Here is a 15,684-nt window from a genome sequence, read left to right as displayed (position 1 = left end):
CGAGGACACGTACTCCGGCATGGATCGCATCGACATCACCGAACACGGCCGCGTCAATGGCCACTTGATCCGCGGCGTCACGCGCGCGCGGAAAACCTTCCGCCCGAGCGACTGGCCCGAGCGCCTGGCGGGTGTCATCACGCTGTTCGTCGGCGAACGGCGGCCAGGCTATCCGTGCGCGCTGTCGCGGCTCGCGATGCCCGTCGTCGACGGCGACGGCGTCAAATGCCTGTTCGTGTCGGACGAATTGCGCGAAGTCTGTGCCGATGCGTTCGAGTTCGCAATGCGGTTTGCGGCCGACAATGACCTGCCCGTCGAGCTTCAGACCGCGCCCGCATTGACGGTGCGCTGACGCACCACCCTTCCTTTCTCGACGCAAAGGCGCGTGCGCGCAGGCTGCCGCACGCCCTTTCGGCGCTGCAATCAATCGTCAGATGATTGAAGGCTTGGACGCATGACCACGCTCCGACAAGGGTTTCCCGCCGAGCCATCAATAAAATTGATCGTCACGATGAAAATTATGCGTTTTCCTTGCAGGTCGCCGTGATGCATAGTTGCGTCGTGTTGACGCACCTTTGAGTCTTTCAGCCATGAATATGCGAATCGAGCCGTCCGTGCTCGCGAACCCCGACCTGCAATTTGCGACGCTTTCGTCAGGCATCAGCCTGCCGTATGTCGAGCGGGGCGGCGGTGCGCCGATGGTGTTCGTGCATGGCTCGCTGTGCGACTACCGCTACTGGGATCCGCAACTGGCGGCGCTATCGGCCCACTACCGCTGCATCGCGCCGAGCCTGAGCCACTACTGGCCGGCCGTCGAAGCGGGCATCCAGGACGAGTTCAGCTGGCAGAACCACGTCGACGAGCTCGCCGAATTCATCGACGCGCTCGATCTCGGCCCCGTGCATCTGGTCGGCCATTCGCGCGGCGGCAGCGTCGCGTTCAACGTCGCGCGCCAGCATCCGCACCTCGTCGAATCGCTGACGCTCGCCGATCCGGGCGGCCCGCTCCAGCAGCCGGGCGTGCGCGAAGCCGAGCTGCCGGCCGCCGCGATCGCGCTGCGCACGAAGGCCGTGAACCTGATCGAGCAAGGCGAAGTCGAAGCCGGCCTCGAGATGTTCGTCGATTCGGTAAGCCTGCCCGGCGCATGGAAGAAGAGCACGTCGCGCTTTCGCACGATGGCGATCGACAACGCAAGCACGCTGCCGAAGCAGTTGCGCGACCCGCTGCCCGCGTATTCGCAGCACACGGCTGGCGACATCGCATGCCGCACGCTGCTGATCGACGGCCAGCGCAGCCCGAAGATGTTCCGCCACAACGTCGACACGCTGTCGCAGTGGATCGGCCATGCGCAACGGCAGACCGTCGCCGGCGCATCGCACGGGATGAACGCCGCGAGCCCTGCGGTGTTCAACCGTTACGTGCACGAGTTCGTCGCCGCGTAATGCCGCGGCGGCGTGCGCGCCGCCTGTCTTCCTCTCTCTTGCAGCAGCGAAACGGCGCAGGTGTCCGCGTCGTTTCGCATCCCTCTGCATCCGTCTACATTACGCCGCCGGCGCCGCCTTGCGCGTCACCGCATCCGGCAAACCGAACACGCTGTCGAACGCCCAGTTGTACGCGAACGTGAAGATCGGGAAGAACACGATCAGCACTGCGTCATACAGGAACGCCTGCCATAACGACACGTCGAGCCACCACGCGATCAGCGGAATCAGGAACGTCACGAGCGCGACCTGGAACCCGATCGCATGCACGACACGCCGCCCGACGGTGCGCGTCGTTTCCGCACGCCGCCGCTCCCATGCCTCGAAGCCGAGGTTGTACAGAAAATTGACGGTGACGCCCGTCGTCGAGATCATCACGCCGAGCACGCCGCTCGTCGCCGCGCTCGCGCCGCTCAGCATGCCGAGCACCGACGACGCGACGAGGATGCCGAGCACCTCGAACATCACGACGTAGACTATGCGTCTCTTCCATCCTTGCATGACCGACCACCTTCGTTTCGAACCAGGTGGCGAGACTACAGCGGGCACTTCGTCCGCAAAAGTCAGGTCGTTTCAATTTTTCTGACAGGAGCGGGCGGACCATGCTGACCAGCGATCACATCGACATGCTGCTGACCGTCATCGACAAAGGCTCGTTCTCGGCGGCCGCGCGTGCGCTCGGCCGCACGCCGTCGGCGGTCAGCATGGCGATCGCGAACCTCGAGGCCGAGCTCGACCTCGTGCTGTTCGACCGCGGCTCGCGCGAGCCGACGCCGACCGCCGCGATGGCCGCGCTGCTGCCCGACGCGCGCGCGATCGCCGAACGGCTGCATGCGCTGCGTGCGCATGCGCAGCACTTGTCGGAAGGCGTCGAGGATTCGCTGCGGCTCGGGCTCGCCGCCGAAATCGACGGCGCGCCGATTGCGCGCGCGCTGACGGCCGTGGCCGCGAAATATCCGGCGCTCGCGGTCAGCGTCGTCACGGCGCCGCAGGACGCGATCGTCGACGCGCTGCATCGTGGCGCCGTCGATCTTTGCGTCGCGTACGGCGGACTCGATCTGCATCCGCAGGAACAGATTCACGCGCTGTGGACCGAGACGCTGATCGCGGTCGCCGCGCCCGGCCATCCGGCGATTGCCGAAGCCGCGCATCCGGAGGCGATCGAGCGATTATCCGGGTTCCGGCAGATCGTGATCGCCGATCCGGAGCGGCCGCTCACCGACGTGCGGCCGCTGATCGGCAACCGCACGTGGAAGGTGAGCGACATGGCGACCGCGATCGCGCTCGTGAAGGCCGGTCATGGCTGGGCGAATTTGCCGGAGTCGGTCATCGGCCGGTATGTGGCCGACGGCGAACTCGCGTCGCTCGTGTTCGCGAACATTCGCAACGGGCTGCCGTTGCCTGTGTATTTGCGGCGACCGAAACATATGGGGCTCGGCAAGGCGGCAAGCGCGCTGGTGCGGGCACTGCGGGCCAAACGCGCGGAGATGTGAGCGCCGCCGCACCCGTCGGAAGGTGCCGAGTGAGATTGACCGTTAGTTGCGGCACGCGGTGCGGTAAAAAGGTTCTTCGGAAATTTCCGTGGACGTCGCCTTCCGACCCGCTGCAGCCATCGGATGCCCCGGCAACTCGACGGCAACGTTCAGTGCCAGGCTGACCTTCGAATGTCCAACTGCATGCACCGGCGAAGGTCCTCAGACAGTAGCACTGACGGGCCGTTACTCCGCGCTTGGGTAACGGACTGCGCAAGCGGGCGCCCCGGGCTGCCCTTTACTCTCTTGACGCGGCGTCAGGAGCCGTTCAAGCAGATCGGGGCTGTCTAGTTGCGCAATCCACCAGTTCAAAGCGTTCCCTACCTTGTCCTCGCGCCAAGCGAGGTAGCCATTCGTGAACTCGCGCACACCCACAATGCGGCGCGCGACCAGCCTGCCTTCGTGTATCAGTTCTTTCGCCACGAAATCGGGCAGCATCCCGACAGCGATACCTTCGCACAGTGCTTGCAGTTTTGCTGCGAGCGTCGGCACGATGATCAGCGGCTGTCCGTCACGGGTGGCCACGGATTGCGGTTGCAGTTCGCGAGAAGTGTCACTGATGACAACACCTCGATATCTTGCGATCGTTTCGCTCTCCAACGGCTCGGGCATGCGGGCGAGTGGATGGTCCGGTGCCACGACAAAAACGTGCCGGAGGGTTCCGATTGGCCGGGCCGCGATGTTGGCCGCATGCGGCGGCTCGCCGAACGCCCCGATCGCGAGATCGGCACGCCGCGTAACCAGGGCATCCCACACGCCCCCAAGCACCTCGGTGGAAAGACTTAGCTGGGTATTCATCTCCAGGCCGTAGAAGGCATGGACATACGGCCATAAGGACTGGATTGGCAAGATTGCATCGACGCATAGTCGAAGCTCCGATTCCCAACTGTCTCGAATGCCTTTTGCTTTGGCCTCCAGGTGTCGAGCGGCGTCTAAAAGACGACGCCCATCTTCCACAACAGCACGACCCGCTTCCGTGAGTCTCGCCCGTCTGCCGCCGCGATCGAATAGCTCGACCTCCAGGTCACTTTCCAGCTTTTGCACAAGGTAAGTGAGCGTCGACGGAACTCTATGCAACAACTCGGCCGCCTCGGCGAATGTACCGGTCCGGTCAATTGCATCCAACACTTCGAGAATTTCGAATGACAGCTTGGTCGTCATACAGCAGATACTTCTATTGTTCACAGGATTCACCGCGACGGCCGAGCGGCTTTGCCGCAGCAACGCATCCATGCGGTTGTCCAACCTTTCGCGACTCGCTCGGATGCTGATCGGATGGACAAAGGCGATGTCGTCCCTGAACCGGATACATCTCCCGCATGCTCTCGTTGACGAAGCCTCCGGCCACGCAATGGTCATTGCGGCAAGAGTCTAAGGGACATGCTGCTGTTTGTCTGCTCGTGGCGTGACGCACAGTTAGCGCATGATTCTGCTCGCGTCAATTTAGTTTCGCGCGAACGAAAGGAGACGCATCGTGCCCGCATCTTCGAGCGTCAGCCGGCGCGAAGGTCAACAGACGTGGCATATGACGCGTTTGCTAGATGCGGCGTTCGGCATGGCGACGACAACGGCCATTCAGCTTGCCGCGGCGAGTGTCCCTTCCTGGCCGATCGCCGACGTTCCTCCACGGAAATTTGGATGACCCATAAAAAACCCGGTCCGCGTTGCCACGGACCGGGGTTCGTCGATCAGCCACTTGCTTGAGCAGCCCGCCAGTCAAGGGCCGCAGCGTCAGCGCCCAGCCACTTCCGCCTTGCCGGCCCCCGCATCGCCGATCGCCGTCGGTGCCGCGCCCCACCCGCCGCCGAGCGCACGAATGAGATTGACGGTCGACACCGCCTGCGCCCCCGTCAATTGGTTCGCCTGCAACTGCGACTGCAACACCGACCGCTCGCTGTCGATCACGTCGAGATACGCGACCTCCCCTTCCTGATACTGCGTCCGCGACAGCGTCGCCGCACGGCGCGAAGCATTGACGGCCGCATTCTGCGCGCGAATCTGGTCGTCGAGCAGGCGCAGATCGGCGAGATTGTCCTCGACCTCGCGGAACGCGACGAGCACCTGCTGACGGTAGTTCGCGACCTGTTCGTCGTACTGCGCGCGCGCCTGCTGCACGCCGGCCGCACGGCGCCCGCCGTCGAACAGCGGCAGCGTCAGCGCGGTGCCGGCGAACGGCCCGAGCAGGAACGTGCGGCTCGACCACAGGAACAGGTTGCCGAGCGTCGATGCTTCATACCCGAACGACCCGGTGATGTCGAGCTTCGGGAAGTACGCCGACTTCGCCAGCCCGATCCGCGCATTCGCGGCCGCCATCGCGCGCTCGGCCGCCGCCACGTCCGGGCGGCGTTCGAGCAGCGCGGACGGCAGGCCCGGCGGAATCTTCACCGCGACCGGCACGATCGGCGTTTCCTTGAACGCGAAATCCGCCGGCGCCTTGCCGAGCAGAATGGCCAGCGCATGCTCGGACGCCGCGCGCCGGCGCGCGACGCCGACCGCATCGGCCTGCGCGCTGGCCAGCTCGTTCTTCGCGCGCGACACGTCGAGCTCGCTGATGTCGCCTTCGTTGAAGCGGCGCTGCACGAGCTTCAGCGCCTGCTCGCGCAGCTCGACCGTGCGGCGGTACAGGTCCTGATCCGAATCGAGCTGGCGCAGTTCGAAGTAGTTCTGCGCGACGTCGGCCTGCAGCGCGAGCTGCACCGAGCGGAACAGCGCCTCGCTCTGCGCCTGGTCGGCACGCGACGCCTCGACGTTGCGGCCGACGCGGCCGAACAGATCGGCTTCGTACGACACCGTGCCCTGCGCGCGCCACAGCGTCGCGTTGGTCGGGCCCGTACCTTGCGGCTGGAACTGCGACGCCGACGACAGCCCCTCACGCGTCGGCCCGAACCCGGCGCCGACCTGCGGGAACCATTGCGAGCGCGCCGAACGCGTCGCCGCACGCGCTTCCTCGACTCGCGCCGCCGCGGCCTTCAGGTTCTGGTTCGCGGCGAGCGCCTGCGCCTCGAGCGAATCGAGCACCGGGTCGCCGAACACCTTCCACCATTCGCCGCGATGTTCGCCATCCGACGGCTCGGCCGTCTTCCACGTGCCGGCCTGCTCGCCGGCGGCGAGGGTCGGCGCTTCCTTGAACGCGGCGGGCGCCGCCGCGTCCGGACGCTTGTAGTCGGGGCCCACCGCGCACGCGGCGAGCAGCGTCGCGAGCAGGGTGCTCGCGGCCGCCACCTTCGCGAAGCGCATCAGGCCGTTCGTGTTGTGCAAGTTATTCATTTTCTGGTCCTCAAGCATCGGGCGCCGGCACGCCGTACCCCGCCGAATCCTTGCCGGCGACGTGGATCTTGCCGCCCGCGAGCGTACGCAGCACGACGTAGAACACCGGCGTCAGCATCAGCCCGAACAGCGTCACGCCGAGCATCCCGAAGAACACCGCGACACCCATCGCATGGCGCATTTCCGAACCGGCGCCGGTCGACGTGACGAGCGGCACCACACCCATGATGAAGGCGATCGACGTCATCAGGATCGGGCGCAGCCGCAGCCGGCTCGCCTCGATCGCGGCCTCGAGCGGCGTCCTGCCGTCGTGTTCGAGCTCGCGCGCGAATTCGACGATCAGGATCGCGTTCTTCGCCGACAGCCCCACCAGCACCATCAGGCCGATCTGCGTGAAGATGTTGTTGTCGCCCTGCGTGAGCCACACGCCCGTCAGCGCCGACAGAATGCTCATCGGCACGATCAGGATCACCGCGAGCGGCAGCGTCAGGCTTTCATACAGCGCGGCGAGCACGAGGAACACGAGCAGCACGCTGATCGGGAACACCCACATCGCCGAATCGCCCGCGAGAATCTGCTGGTACGTGAGGTCGGTCCACTCGAACCGCACGCCGCGCGGCAGCGTCTCGTGCGCGATGCGCTCGACCGCGGCCTGCGCCTGGCCCGACGAGAAGCCCGGCGCCGGGCCGCCGTTGATGTCGGCCGCCGTGTAGCCGTTGTAGCGCACGACCATTTCCGGGCCGAAGGTCGGCGTCACCGTCACGAGCGACGACAGCGGCACCATTTCGCCCTTGTCGTTGCGCGTCTTCAACTGCAGGATGTCGTCCGCGCGCTGGCGGAACGGCGCATCGGCCTGCACGCGCACCTGGTACACGCGCCCGAAGCGGTTGAAGTCGTTCACGTACAGCGAACCGAGATACACCTGCATCGTGTTGAACACGTCGGTCACCGGCACGCCGAGCTGCTTCGCCTTCACGCGGTCGAGATCGACGTTGAGCTGCGGCACGTTGATCTGGTAGCTCGTGAACAGCGGGCCGAGTTCAGGCGCCTGCTGCGCGCGCTTGATGAAGTCGTTGGTCGCATCCGACAGCTTCGCGTAGCCCACCGCACCGCGATCCTCGATCTGCATCTTGAACCCGCCGAGCGTGCCGAGGCCGAGCACCGGCGGCGGCGGGAACACCGCGACGAACGAATCCTTCATCGCGCTGTATTTCTGGTTCAGCGCACCCGCGATCGCGCCGGCCGACAGCGCCTTGCCATGCCGCTCCGAGAACGGCTTCAGCGTGACGAACACGATGCCCGCGCTCGAGCTGTTGGTGAAGCCGTTCACCGACAGCCCCGGGAACGCGACCGCGCTCTCGACGCCCGGCTGCTTCAGCGCGATCGACCCCATGTCGCGGATCACCTTCTCGGTGCGGTCGAGCGATGCACCGTTCGGCAACTGCGCGAACGCGATCAGGTATTCCTTGTCCTGCGCGGGCACGAAGCCGCCCGGCACGACCTTCGACACGAGCACGGTCGCGCCCACCAGCACGAGGTACACGCCGAGCATCAGCGTCTTGCGCGACAGCACGCCGCGCACGCCGCGGCCGTAGTTCTCCGCGCCGCGATGGAACACCTTGTTGAAGCGGCGGAAGAAGCCGCCGAGCACGCGGTTCATCACGCGCGTGAGCCAGTCTTCCTTGTCGCCGTGCCCCTTCAGCAGGATCGCGGACAGCGCCGGCGACAGCGTCAGCGAGTTGAACGCCGAGATCACCGTCGAGATCGCGATGGTCATCGCGAACTGCTTGTAGAACTGGCCGGTCAGGCCCGACATGAACGCGAGCGGCACGAACACGGCGACGAGCGTCAGCGCGATCGCGATGATCGGCCCGCTCACTTCCTGCATCGCCTTGTAGGTCGCCTGCCGCGCGTTCATCCCGCCCTCGATGTTGCGCTCGACGTTCTCGACGACGACGATCGCATCGTCGACCACGATCCCGATCGCGAGCACCATCCCGAACAGCGACAACGCGTTGATCGAATACCCGAACGCCAGCAGCAGCGAGAACGTGCCGATGATCGACACCGGCACCGCGATCAGCGGAATCAGCGACGCGCGCCAGGTCTGCAGGAACACGATCACGACGATCACGACCAGCGCGATCGCTTCGAGCAGCGTGTGCACGACGGCCTTGATCGACGAACGCACGAACTGCGTCGGGTCATAGACGATCTTGTAGTCGACGCCGGCCGGCATGTCCTGCTTCAGCTCGGCCATCGTCTTGCGCACCTCGTCCGAGATCTGCAGCGAGTTCGCGCCCGGCGACTGGTTGATCGCCATCGCGACGGCCGGCTTGTTGTCGAGCAGCGAGCGCAGCCCGTATTCGGACGCGTCGAGCTGGATTCGCGCGATGTCGCGCAGGTGCGTGACGCCGCCGTCCGGCGTCGTCTTCACGACGATGTCGCCGAACTCGTCTTCCGTCTGCAGACGGCCGCGCGCGTTCACCGACAGTTGCAGCGGCGTGCCGGGCAGCGACGGCGACGCGCCGATCACGCCGGCCGCGACCTGCACGTTCTGCTCGCGGATCGCCTGCACGACGTCCTCGGCCGACAGCCCGCGCTGCGCGACCTTCTGCGGATCGAGCCACACGCGCATCGCGTAGTCGCCCGAACCCCACAGCTGCACCTGACCGACGCCCTGGATCCGCGACAGCCGATCCTTCACGTTGATCAGCGCGTAGTTGCGCAGGTAGGTCATGTCGTAGCGGTTGTCCGGCGAGATCAGGTGGACCACCATCGTCAGCGTCGGCGAGCTCTTCACCGTGGTGATGCCGAGCCGCTGCACGTCTTCCGGCAAGCGCGGCAGCGCCTGGTTCACGCGGTTCTGCACGAGCTGCGTGGCCTTGTCCGGATCGGTGCCGAGCTTGAACGTGACGGTGATCGTCATGTTGCCGTCGCTGTTCGCCTGCGACTGCATGTAGAGCATGTCCTCGACGCCGTTGATCTGCTCTTCGAGCGGCGACGCGACCGTCTCGGCGATCACTTTCGGGTTCGCGCCCGGGTACTGCGCCTTCACGATCACGGAAGGCGGCACGACCTCCGGATATTCCGAAATCGGCAGCAGGAACATCGCGATCACCCCGCCGAGCAGGATGATCACCGATAGGACTCCTGCGAAGATCGGCCGGTCGATAAAGAATTTGGAAATGTTCATGGGTTGCTCTGTCTGGTTGAACGCGGATGCGAAGCGGCGTGCCGCTTACGAATCCGCCTTCGCCGGTGCGGCCGGCTTCGCGGTACCCGCGAGCGGCGCGGACGGCTCGTCGCCGCCCGTCATCGGGACCATGTGCGGCTTCACCTGCTCGCCGGGGCGCACGCGCTGCGTGCCGTTCACGATCACGCGATCGCCGGCCGCGAGCCCGCTCACGATCACGCGCCGGTTGCCGTGCTGCATTCCGGGTTGCACTTCGCGGTACGACACGCGGCCTTGCTGATCGACGACGAACACGAACTTCTTGTCCTGGTCGGTGTTGATCGCCGCGTCGTCGACGAGCAGCGCCTCGTGCGGTGCGCTGCCGCCCACCTTCACGCGCGCGTAGAGGCCCGGGACGAGCGTGCCGTCCGCGTTGTCGAAGCGTGCACGCACGCGGATCGTGCCCGACGACGTGTCGAGCCGGTTGTCGACCGAGTCGATCTCGCCGCTGCGCGAGTAGCCGGTTTCGTTCGCGAGGCCGAGTTCGACCGGCACCTTGCGGCCGTTGCGCGCGCCGTTGATGTATTGCAGGTAGGTCTGCTCGTCCGCGTCGAACGACGCGTAGATCGGCGACACCGACACCAGCGTCGTCAGCGGCGCGGCCGACGCACCGGCCGACACGACGTTGCCGAGCGTGATTTCCGCACGCGACACGCGGCCCGATACCGGCGCCGTGATGCGCGTGTAGCCGAGGTTGATGCGCGCCGTTTCCAGCGCGGCTTCGGCGGCCTTCAGGTTCGCGCTCGCTTCGCGCGCCGCGTTCTGCTTCTCGTCGTAGTCGCGCTTCGCGATCGCGTTGTCGCCGATCAGCCGCTGCGCGCGCTGCCAGTCGGTCTGCGCGTAGCCGTTGCGCGCCTGCGCGGCCGCGAGCTGCGCGGCGGCGCGATCGACTTCCGCCTGGTACGGGCGCGGGTCGATCACGAACAGTACGTCGCCCTTCTTCACGAGCGCGCCGTCCTTGAAATTCACCGCGACGATCGTGCCCGACACCTGCGGGCGCACGTCGACTTTCTCGACCGCCTCGAGGCGGCCCGAATAGCTTTGCCAGTCGGTGACGGTCTGCGGCACGACGGTCGCGACGTCGACTTCGGGCAGCGGCGCCGCTGCTTTCTCGGGCGCGTTCGCGTTCACGCGCATCGCGCCGAACGTGCCGAGGCCGACGACGGCGAGCGTGACGATCGCCGCGGTCGCGATTCGTGAACGGGTGGTGCGTAGGATGGCCATGTGGATCTCCGGTAAGCGTGGATTGGTCTGGTTATTCGGAACGGTTCGGCTGGCGCGCCTGGAAACGGCACTGGAAGAAGCGCACGGCTTCCTCGAACGCGGCTTCGTGCGTGGCGAGCGCGGCGTGCGTGATGTCCGGATAGCGGATCACCTGCGTGAGCACGCCCGACGAAATCAGGCAGCCCGCATATTTCTCCGCCTCGACGTGCAGCACGTCGTTCTGCGCGGTGACGACGAGCGTCGGCGGCAGCCCCGCGAGGCGCACCGATTCGATCGGCGCCGCGTACGGGTGCATGCGCTGCGCCGCCTGCGGCAGGTATGCGCGATAGCAGGCCGCGCATTCGCGCGCGGTGATGTCGGACGCGAGGCGCTCGGCGTCGCCGATGCGCGTCATGCTCGGGTCGAGCATCGGCCCGAACAGCGCCTGCGCGGCGATCGACACCTCGCCGCGGTCGCGGGCGATGAAGGCGAGGCAGTTCGCGAGCTGGCCGCCCGCATCGTGCCCCGCGACCCCGATCTTCTTCGGATTGCCGCCGAACGCGCGGGCGCGCGTCGCGGCCCACACGGCGGCGCGATACGCATCCTCCGGCGCGGCCGGAAAAGGAAAGGCCGGCGCGAGCGAATAGTCGACCGACACTACGAGAGCTGGTAAGCGTTCTGCTAAAAAACGCGCGGCGAAATCCGCGTCTTCGAGCGAACCGCGAACGAAGCCGCCGCCGTGGAAATAAAGCACTACTGGCAACCCGGTCTTGTCCGGACGACGGTAGAGGCGCAGCACGATGTCCTGTGCGTAGCCGGGAATTTCGACTTCGGCAACCGTCAGCGCCCCGCCCGCTGTGGCTTGCGCGGGCAGCGCGGCTTTCAGGAATTTGCTGAATTCAGAAGCGTCCATGACGATGCGGCATCCATTTCGAGATGGAACGAATTCTGAGTCCGGCAGACATTGGGATAAATGCCTATAATCCGGCAACACAATTCAACGCCCCCGAACAATCCGAGGCTGCGTTTACCCATGAGGTAGCGCAGCCTTGTTGTTCGCGGGCTCATTAGATTGCGGAGGTTGTGATGGACCGGCTTCAGGCCATGCAGGTGTTTACTCGCGTCGTCGATACAAGCAGCTTCACCAAGGCAGCAGAAACGCTCGGCCTGCCGCGAGCGTCCGTCACGACGATCATCCAGAATCTCGAAGCCTTCCTCGGCGTGCGGCTGATGCACCGGACCACGCGCCGGCTGTCGCTCACGCCGGACGGCGCCGCGTACTACGAACGGTGCGTGCGGATCCTCGCGGACGTCGAGGAAACCGAAGCGAGCTTCCAGGCCAACAACCGGAAGCCGCACGGAAAGTTGCGTATCGACATGCCGGGCTCGATCGGTCGGCTGCTCGTGATTCCGTCGCTGTGCGAATTTCATACGCGGTACCCGGACATCGACCTGCAGCTCGGCCTGTCCGACCGGCCGGTCGACCTGCTGCAGGAAGGCGTCGACTGCGTGATCCGCGTCGGTGCGCTGCAGGATTCGTCGCTCGTCGCGCGCCGCGTCGGCCTGTTCGAGTGCGTGACGGTCGCGTCGCCCGACTATCTCGAGCGCAACGGCGAGCCGCAGACGATCGACGATCTGAGCCAGCACAAGGCCGTCAACTACTTCTCGAGCCGCACCGGCCGCACGATCGACTGGACCTTCCTGATCGACGGCAAGGAAGTCGAGATGAAGATGGAGGGCATCGTGTCGGTAAACGACGCGGATGCGTACGTGACCTGCGGTATCGAAGGCTTCGGGCTGATCCAGCCGCCGCTCTTCATGGTGCTGCCGCACCTGCGCGAGGGCCGGCTCAAGGAAGTGCTGCCCGGCGTCAAGCCGCTGCCGATGCCAATTTCGGTCGTGTATCCGCACAGCCGCCATCTGTCGCCGAAGGTGCGCGTGTTCGTCGACTGGGTGGCCGAAGTGTTCGACCGCTGCCCGCTGCTGAGCGGCAAGGGCAGCCTCGACGCGACATGCAGCAAGCGCACGTTCGAGGAAGCCGAACGCGCGCCGGCGCTCGATACGCCGGTCATCAACGAGTGGGTCGCGTAATCGTCTGAACCACGCGTGCGGGCCGCGGCGCCCGCACGTCGTCCCGCCTGCGCGCCGCCTGGGCACCCTCTCCAAGCGCGGCGCCCCGATCCTTCCCGAATCCGCAGTAAGCCTTTGCGCAACCCGCGGCAATCGGCCGTGTGCGTCGTCGCGCGCCCTCGCCGCCGCCCCTGCGACGCCGGCGCCACGGGGCTGCGGGCCGTTTCCGCATTCCCCCACCGCACGTACGGATTCCGATTGTTCCAGTCTCGCGACAATTCAATTCGTGCGAGCCGCATTTATCGCGACGGAGCAGACACCTAGAGTAAACCCTGTCGCGCACCTCGTTGCGCATCGAACAGATCCCGCTTGGCGGGACCGGAGTAAGCGCTCAAGCGCCCGCTCCGACATCTTAGGAGTGACGCCATGAACCGCCGCCATCTTCTCTCGGCCCTTGCTCTCACGCTTGCCGTGTCCGCACCGGCCTTCGCCGATTCGGGTACGCCGCACGCCGGCGACTACGGCAACACGTCGTGGTATTCGCAGCACAACGGCCCGCGCACGCGCGCCGAAGTGAGCGCCGAGGTCGTGCAGGCACGCAAGGACGGCACGCTCGCGTACTTGCGCAAGGCAACGTCGTACCCGCAAGGGCTCGAGCTCGCACAAGGCGCCTATCGCCCGATGCCGGAAAGCAACCAGCTCGCCGGCGGGGGCCGGTAAACGCGCGACGCCGCGCAGCGGGTTGCCCCGCGCGCGGCATCTCGAACGACCTTATCGACGACTCGCTGAGTCAGTGAGTTGCAGGAGCACATGATGAACGATCAACTTCCTTCGCCGCTCGATCACTGGGACGACACCACGCCGGTGTGGACGCCGTTCCGCTCCGGGTCGCAATCGCATTGACGCTCGCGGCGACGTGTCGCCGATACCGTCCTGCGGCGATCAACGGCGCGGCACTCCATCACGCCATTCGCCCCAGTGCGTGACGATGTCCTGCACGAGCGGATTGCCCGCACGGTACAGGTTTTCGGTCGCCGGCGCGAAGCCGCCCTGGTCCGCGTAGTTCAGCAGGTTGTCCGCGCTCGTCTGTCCCGCGTACGGCCGGTCGAAATCGGACCCCGTGCGCAGCACGGCGACGCGCGACAGGTCGACCCGCTTCACGCTCGCCGCGCGCTTGAGCGCTTCGTACGTTGCGTTGTCTTCCTGCGCGGTCATGCAGTAGGCGCCCTTGCCGTCCGTGAGGATCTTGGTCCACTGGCGCGCGCGCTCGCCGATCAGCGTGCCCGAGAACCACGTGTTGCCCGATGACGTATCGCACTGGATCACCGTCGGCGGCCGGTTCGCCGGCGCGTACGTGAACTTCGCGCGCGCGGCCTGCGCCTGTGCGCTGTCCGCGAGCACGACGTTGCGCGACAGCGCGTATGCGGCGTCGGTCAACTGCGGGTTGAGCTGAAATACTTCGGTGCGATAGTCGAGCGGCGGCTTGTCGTTCGGGCTCTTCGTGTTGATGCCGAGAAAACCGGTGTTCCACCCGGCCGGAATCTCGCGCGCATCGAGCTCCCACTGCAGGCTGAAATCGACGAGGTATTTCGACCACGCGGCCGAGCCGACCGTGCCTTGCGCGGGATCGACGCCTGCGATGCCCGAGATCAGGAAGTACGTGCGGCGCAGATCGAAGCGCTGCGAGAACGTGAGCGCCATGATCGTCGCCGACGCGTTCGCATAGCCCATGCCGGTCGTGACCACGCACACGTCCTGCTTGTTGCAGTGGACGGCCGGATAGTCGGGCGACAGGCCCGGCACGGCGATGTCGCGCCACGGGCCGAGCCGGTCGAGCCACGCCTGGCCTTCCGGACCGAACATCGTGATGATCATGACCTTGACCGGGCGGCCCTGTGCACCGGTCTCGGCGAATGCGGCGTTGCCCGCATTGTTGCCCTGGTTGTCCTGCGCGATCGACGGCGCGGTCGCGCAGGCCGCGAGCGAGAATGCAGCGGCTGAAAGGATGGAGCGAGTCAGCATCGGCGTTCCTTGTTTCAGTGATGTTGGATGAGAACGGCTGTCGGAGACTGCGCGAGGGAGTATAGAACGGGCGTGCGCGATGCGGAACCCGACTACGAAACGGCGGGCCGTGTTTCGTGCGAACGGATGCGTGTTGCGCGACGGGAAATTGCCCACTCGTCGCGGCCTTGCAAACGTCAGGAATGCTATCTGGTTTGCCGCCAACCGCGACGTCGGCCGCTTCTCGGCGCGCTACACACGCATCAGCCCCGCGACGCCATATCCGAGCACGACCAGTGCGGCGACCACATGGCTCGCGGCGAGCCATCCCGGCGACTTCACGAAGCGCCCGATCGCGCTGCCGCCGAACGCGAACACGAGCTGCCCGGCGAGACTGCCCGCGAACACGCACGCCGCGCCGAGCAGCCAGTGCCGGTGCGCACCGGCGGCAGCGGTCGCATAGCCGTAGAACAGCAGGATGGTCAGCGGATTCGCGAGCGTGACGAAGAACATCGACATGAACGGGCGATCGGCCGGCGGCGTCGGTACGCTGCCGTCGAGCGTGCGGCGCCGGTCATGCAGCGCCTGCCACAGCATCCGCGCGCCCATCGCGAGCAGCACGAACGCACCGACCATGCGGAACACCGACAGATACGACGCCAGCGTGCCCGCGAGCAGCGCGCCGATCGTGAACGCGACGACCGCATAGCAGCCGTCGGCAGCGGCCACCCCGAGCGCCGCGCGCACGCCGGTCGCCGTACCGGCGCGCATGCCGTAGTGCGCGATCATCAGTGCGACGGGCCCGACCGACAGCGCGATCGTCAGCCCGAACAGGAAGTCGTTCATCGGTCGTCGATGGCATCGACACCGTCGATGGAAAGCGTCGATTCCGGCG

The 15,684-nt window shown here is 66.1% G+C and carries 13 protein-coding genes; 5 read left to right on the top strand and 8 right to left on the bottom strand.

Annotated elements, in window-relative coordinates; genetic code table 11:
- The first annotated feature begins 19 nt into the window (after positions 1–19).
- On the top strand, positions 20–352 hold the full coding sequence (locus tag QZM15_RS10810) for a DUF3579 domain-containing protein (protein WP_302106348.1): 333 nt from the start codon (positions 20–22) through the stop codon (positions 350–352).
- A 238-nt stretch (positions 353–590) separates the two neighbouring features.
- Positions 591–1,442: an alpha/beta fold hydrolase gene (locus QZM15_RS10805; RefSeq protein WP_302106347.1), complete on the top strand. Its 852-nt coding sequence runs from the start codon at positions 591–593 to the stop codon at positions 1,440–1,442.
- A gap of 99 nt (positions 1,443–1,541) precedes the next feature.
- On the opposite strand, the gene QZM15_RS10800 is transcribed toward QZM15_RS10805, so the two are convergent.
- On the bottom strand, positions 1,542–1,982 hold the full coding sequence (locus tag QZM15_RS10800; protein WP_059582064.1) for a PACE efflux transporter: 441 nt from the start codon (positions 1,980–1,982) through the stop codon (positions 1,542–1,544).
- Positions 1,983–2,083: 101 nt separating this feature from the next.
- Here QZM15_RS10800 and QZM15_RS10795 point away from each other — a divergent pair, with 101 nt between their 5' ends.
- Complete coding sequence (locus tag QZM15_RS10795) at positions 2,084–2,974, top strand: LysR family transcriptional regulator (protein WP_302106346.1); 891 nt, start codon at positions 2,084–2,086, stop codon at positions 2,972–2,974.
- A gap of 225 nt (positions 2,975–3,199) precedes the next feature.
- Here QZM15_RS10795 and QZM15_RS10790 read toward each other — a convergent pair whose 3' ends face one another.
- From QZM15_RS10790 to QZM15_RS10770, 5 genes are all read right to left on the bottom strand, one after another.
- Complete coding sequence (locus tag QZM15_RS10790; RefSeq protein WP_302106367.1) at positions 3,200–4,174, bottom strand: LysR family transcriptional regulator; 975 nt, start codon at positions 4,172–4,174, stop codon at positions 3,200–3,202.
- Between the two features lie 570 nt (positions 4,175–4,744).
- Positions 4,745–6,280 (bottom strand): multidrug efflux transporter outer membrane subunit OpcM, encoded by a 1,536-nt coding sequence (gene opcM, locus QZM15_RS10785; RefSeq protein ID WP_059582216.1) that lies wholly within the window; start codon positions 6,278–6,280, stop codon positions 4,745–4,747.
- Positions 6,281–6,290: 10 nt separating this feature from the next.
- Positions 6,291–9,476 carry a multidrug efflux RND transporter permease subunit CeoB gene (gene ceoB / locus QZM15_RS10780; RefSeq protein WP_302106345.1) on the bottom strand — a complete coding sequence of 1,062 codons (3,186 nt, stop codon included), beginning with the start codon at positions 9,474–9,476 and terminating at the stop codon, positions 6,291–6,293.
- 45 nt (positions 9,477–9,521) lie between these two features.
- The gene (gene ceoA / locus QZM15_RS10775) at positions 9,522–10,739 is read right to left on the bottom strand and encodes a multidrug efflux RND transporter periplasmic adaptor subunit CeoA (protein WP_059582051.1); all 1,218 of its coding nucleotides are present in this window, start codon (positions 10,737–10,739) and stop codon (positions 9,522–9,524) included.
- Positions 10,740–10,770: 31 nt separating this feature from the next.
- On the bottom strand, positions 10,771–11,631 hold the full coding sequence (locus QZM15_RS10770; RefSeq protein ID WP_059582049.1) for an alpha/beta hydrolase: 861 nt from the start codon (positions 11,629–11,631) through the stop codon (positions 10,771–10,773).
- Between the two features lie 173 nt (positions 11,632–11,804).
- Here QZM15_RS10770 and ceoR point away from each other — a divergent pair, with 173 nt between their 5' ends.
- Positions 11,805–12,809 carry a putative multidrug efflux transcriptional regulator CeoR gene (gene ceoR / locus QZM15_RS10765; protein ID WP_059582046.1) on the top strand — a complete coding sequence of 335 codons (1,005 nt, stop codon included), beginning with the start codon at positions 11,805–11,807 and terminating at the stop codon, positions 12,807–12,809.
- Positions 12,810–13,214: 405 nt separating this feature from the next.
- The gene (locus tag QZM15_RS10760) at positions 13,215–13,508 is read left to right on the top strand and encodes a DUF4148 domain-containing protein (RefSeq protein ID WP_059582042.1); all 294 of its coding nucleotides are present in this window, start codon (positions 13,215–13,217) and stop codon (positions 13,506–13,508) included.
- Between the two features lie 222 nt (positions 13,509–13,730).
- On the opposite strand, the gene QZM15_RS10755 is transcribed toward QZM15_RS10760, so the two are convergent.
- Together QZM15_RS10755 and QZM15_RS10750 are read right to left on the bottom strand one after the other, a co-directional pair.
- On the bottom strand, positions 13,731–14,810 hold the full coding sequence (locus QZM15_RS10755; RefSeq protein ID WP_302106344.1) for a purine nucleoside permease: 1,080 nt from the start codon (positions 14,808–14,810) through the stop codon (positions 13,731–13,733).
- A gap of 231 nt (positions 14,811–15,041) precedes the next feature.
- The gene (locus QZM15_RS10750) at positions 15,042–15,635 is read right to left on the bottom strand and encodes a LysE family translocator (protein ID WP_302106343.1); all 594 of its coding nucleotides are present in this window, start codon (positions 15,633–15,635) and stop codon (positions 15,042–15,044) included.
- Positions 15,636–15,684 lie beyond the last annotated feature (49 nt).

It is taken from the genome of Burkholderia sp. AU44665 (assembly GCF_030504405.1).
GTDB lineage: Bacteria > Pseudomonadota > Gammaproteobacteria > Burkholderiales > Burkholderiaceae > Burkholderia > Burkholderia semiarida.
Note: the sequence above shows the minus strand (reverse complement) of the source record. Positions and strands in the feature narration are given on the sequence as shown.

Bases quoted from the DNA above. Each gene is read 5' to 3' on its own strand.
- QZM15_RS10790 (WP_302106367.1), bottom strand. From the start codon at position 4,174: ATGACGACCAAGCTGTCATTCGAAATTCTCGAAGTGTTGGATGCAATT.
- QZM15_RS10755 (WP_302106344.1), bottom strand. From the start codon at position 14,810: ATGCTGACTCGCTCCATCCTTTCAGCCGCTGCATTCTCGCTCGCGGCC.
- QZM15_RS10770 (WP_059582049.1), bottom strand. From the start codon at position 11,631: ATGGACGCTTCTGAATTCAGCAAATTCCTGAAAGCCGCGCTGCCCGCG.
- QZM15_RS10750 (WP_302106343.1), bottom strand. From the start codon at position 15,635: ATGAACGACTTCCTGTTCGGGCTGACGATCGCGCTGTCGGTCGGGCCC.
- QZM15_RS10795 (WP_302106346.1), top strand. From the start codon at position 2,084: ATGCTGACCAGCGATCACATCGACATGCTGCTGACCGTCATCGACAAA.
- opcM (WP_059582216.1), bottom strand. From the start codon at position 6,280: ATGAATAACTTGCACAACACGAACGGCCTGATGCGCTTCGCGAAGGTG.
- ceoA (WP_059582051.1), bottom strand. From the start codon at position 10,739: ATGGCCATCCTACGCACCACCCGTTCACGAATCGCGACCGCGGCGATC.
- ceoR (WP_059582046.1), top strand. From the start codon at position 11,805: ATGGACCGGCTTCAGGCCATGCAGGTGTTTACTCGCGTCGTCGATACA.
- ceoB (WP_302106345.1), bottom strand. From the start codon at position 9,476: ATGAACATTTCCAAATTCTTTATCGACCGGCCGATCTTCGCAGGAGTC.
- QZM15_RS10810 (WP_302106348.1), top strand. From the start codon at position 20: ATGGATCGCATCGACATCACCGAACACGGCCGCGTCAATGGCCACTTG.
- QZM15_RS10800 (WP_059582064.1), bottom strand. From the start codon at position 1,982: ATGCAAGGATGGAAGAGACGCATAGTCTACGTCGTGATGTTCGAGGTG.
- QZM15_RS10760 (WP_059582042.1), top strand. From the start codon at position 13,215: ATGAACCGCCGCCATCTTCTCTCGGCCCTTGCTCTCACGCTTGCCGTG.
- QZM15_RS10805 (WP_302106347.1), top strand. From the start codon at position 591: ATGAATATGCGAATCGAGCCGTCCGTGCTCGCGAACCCCGACCTGCAA.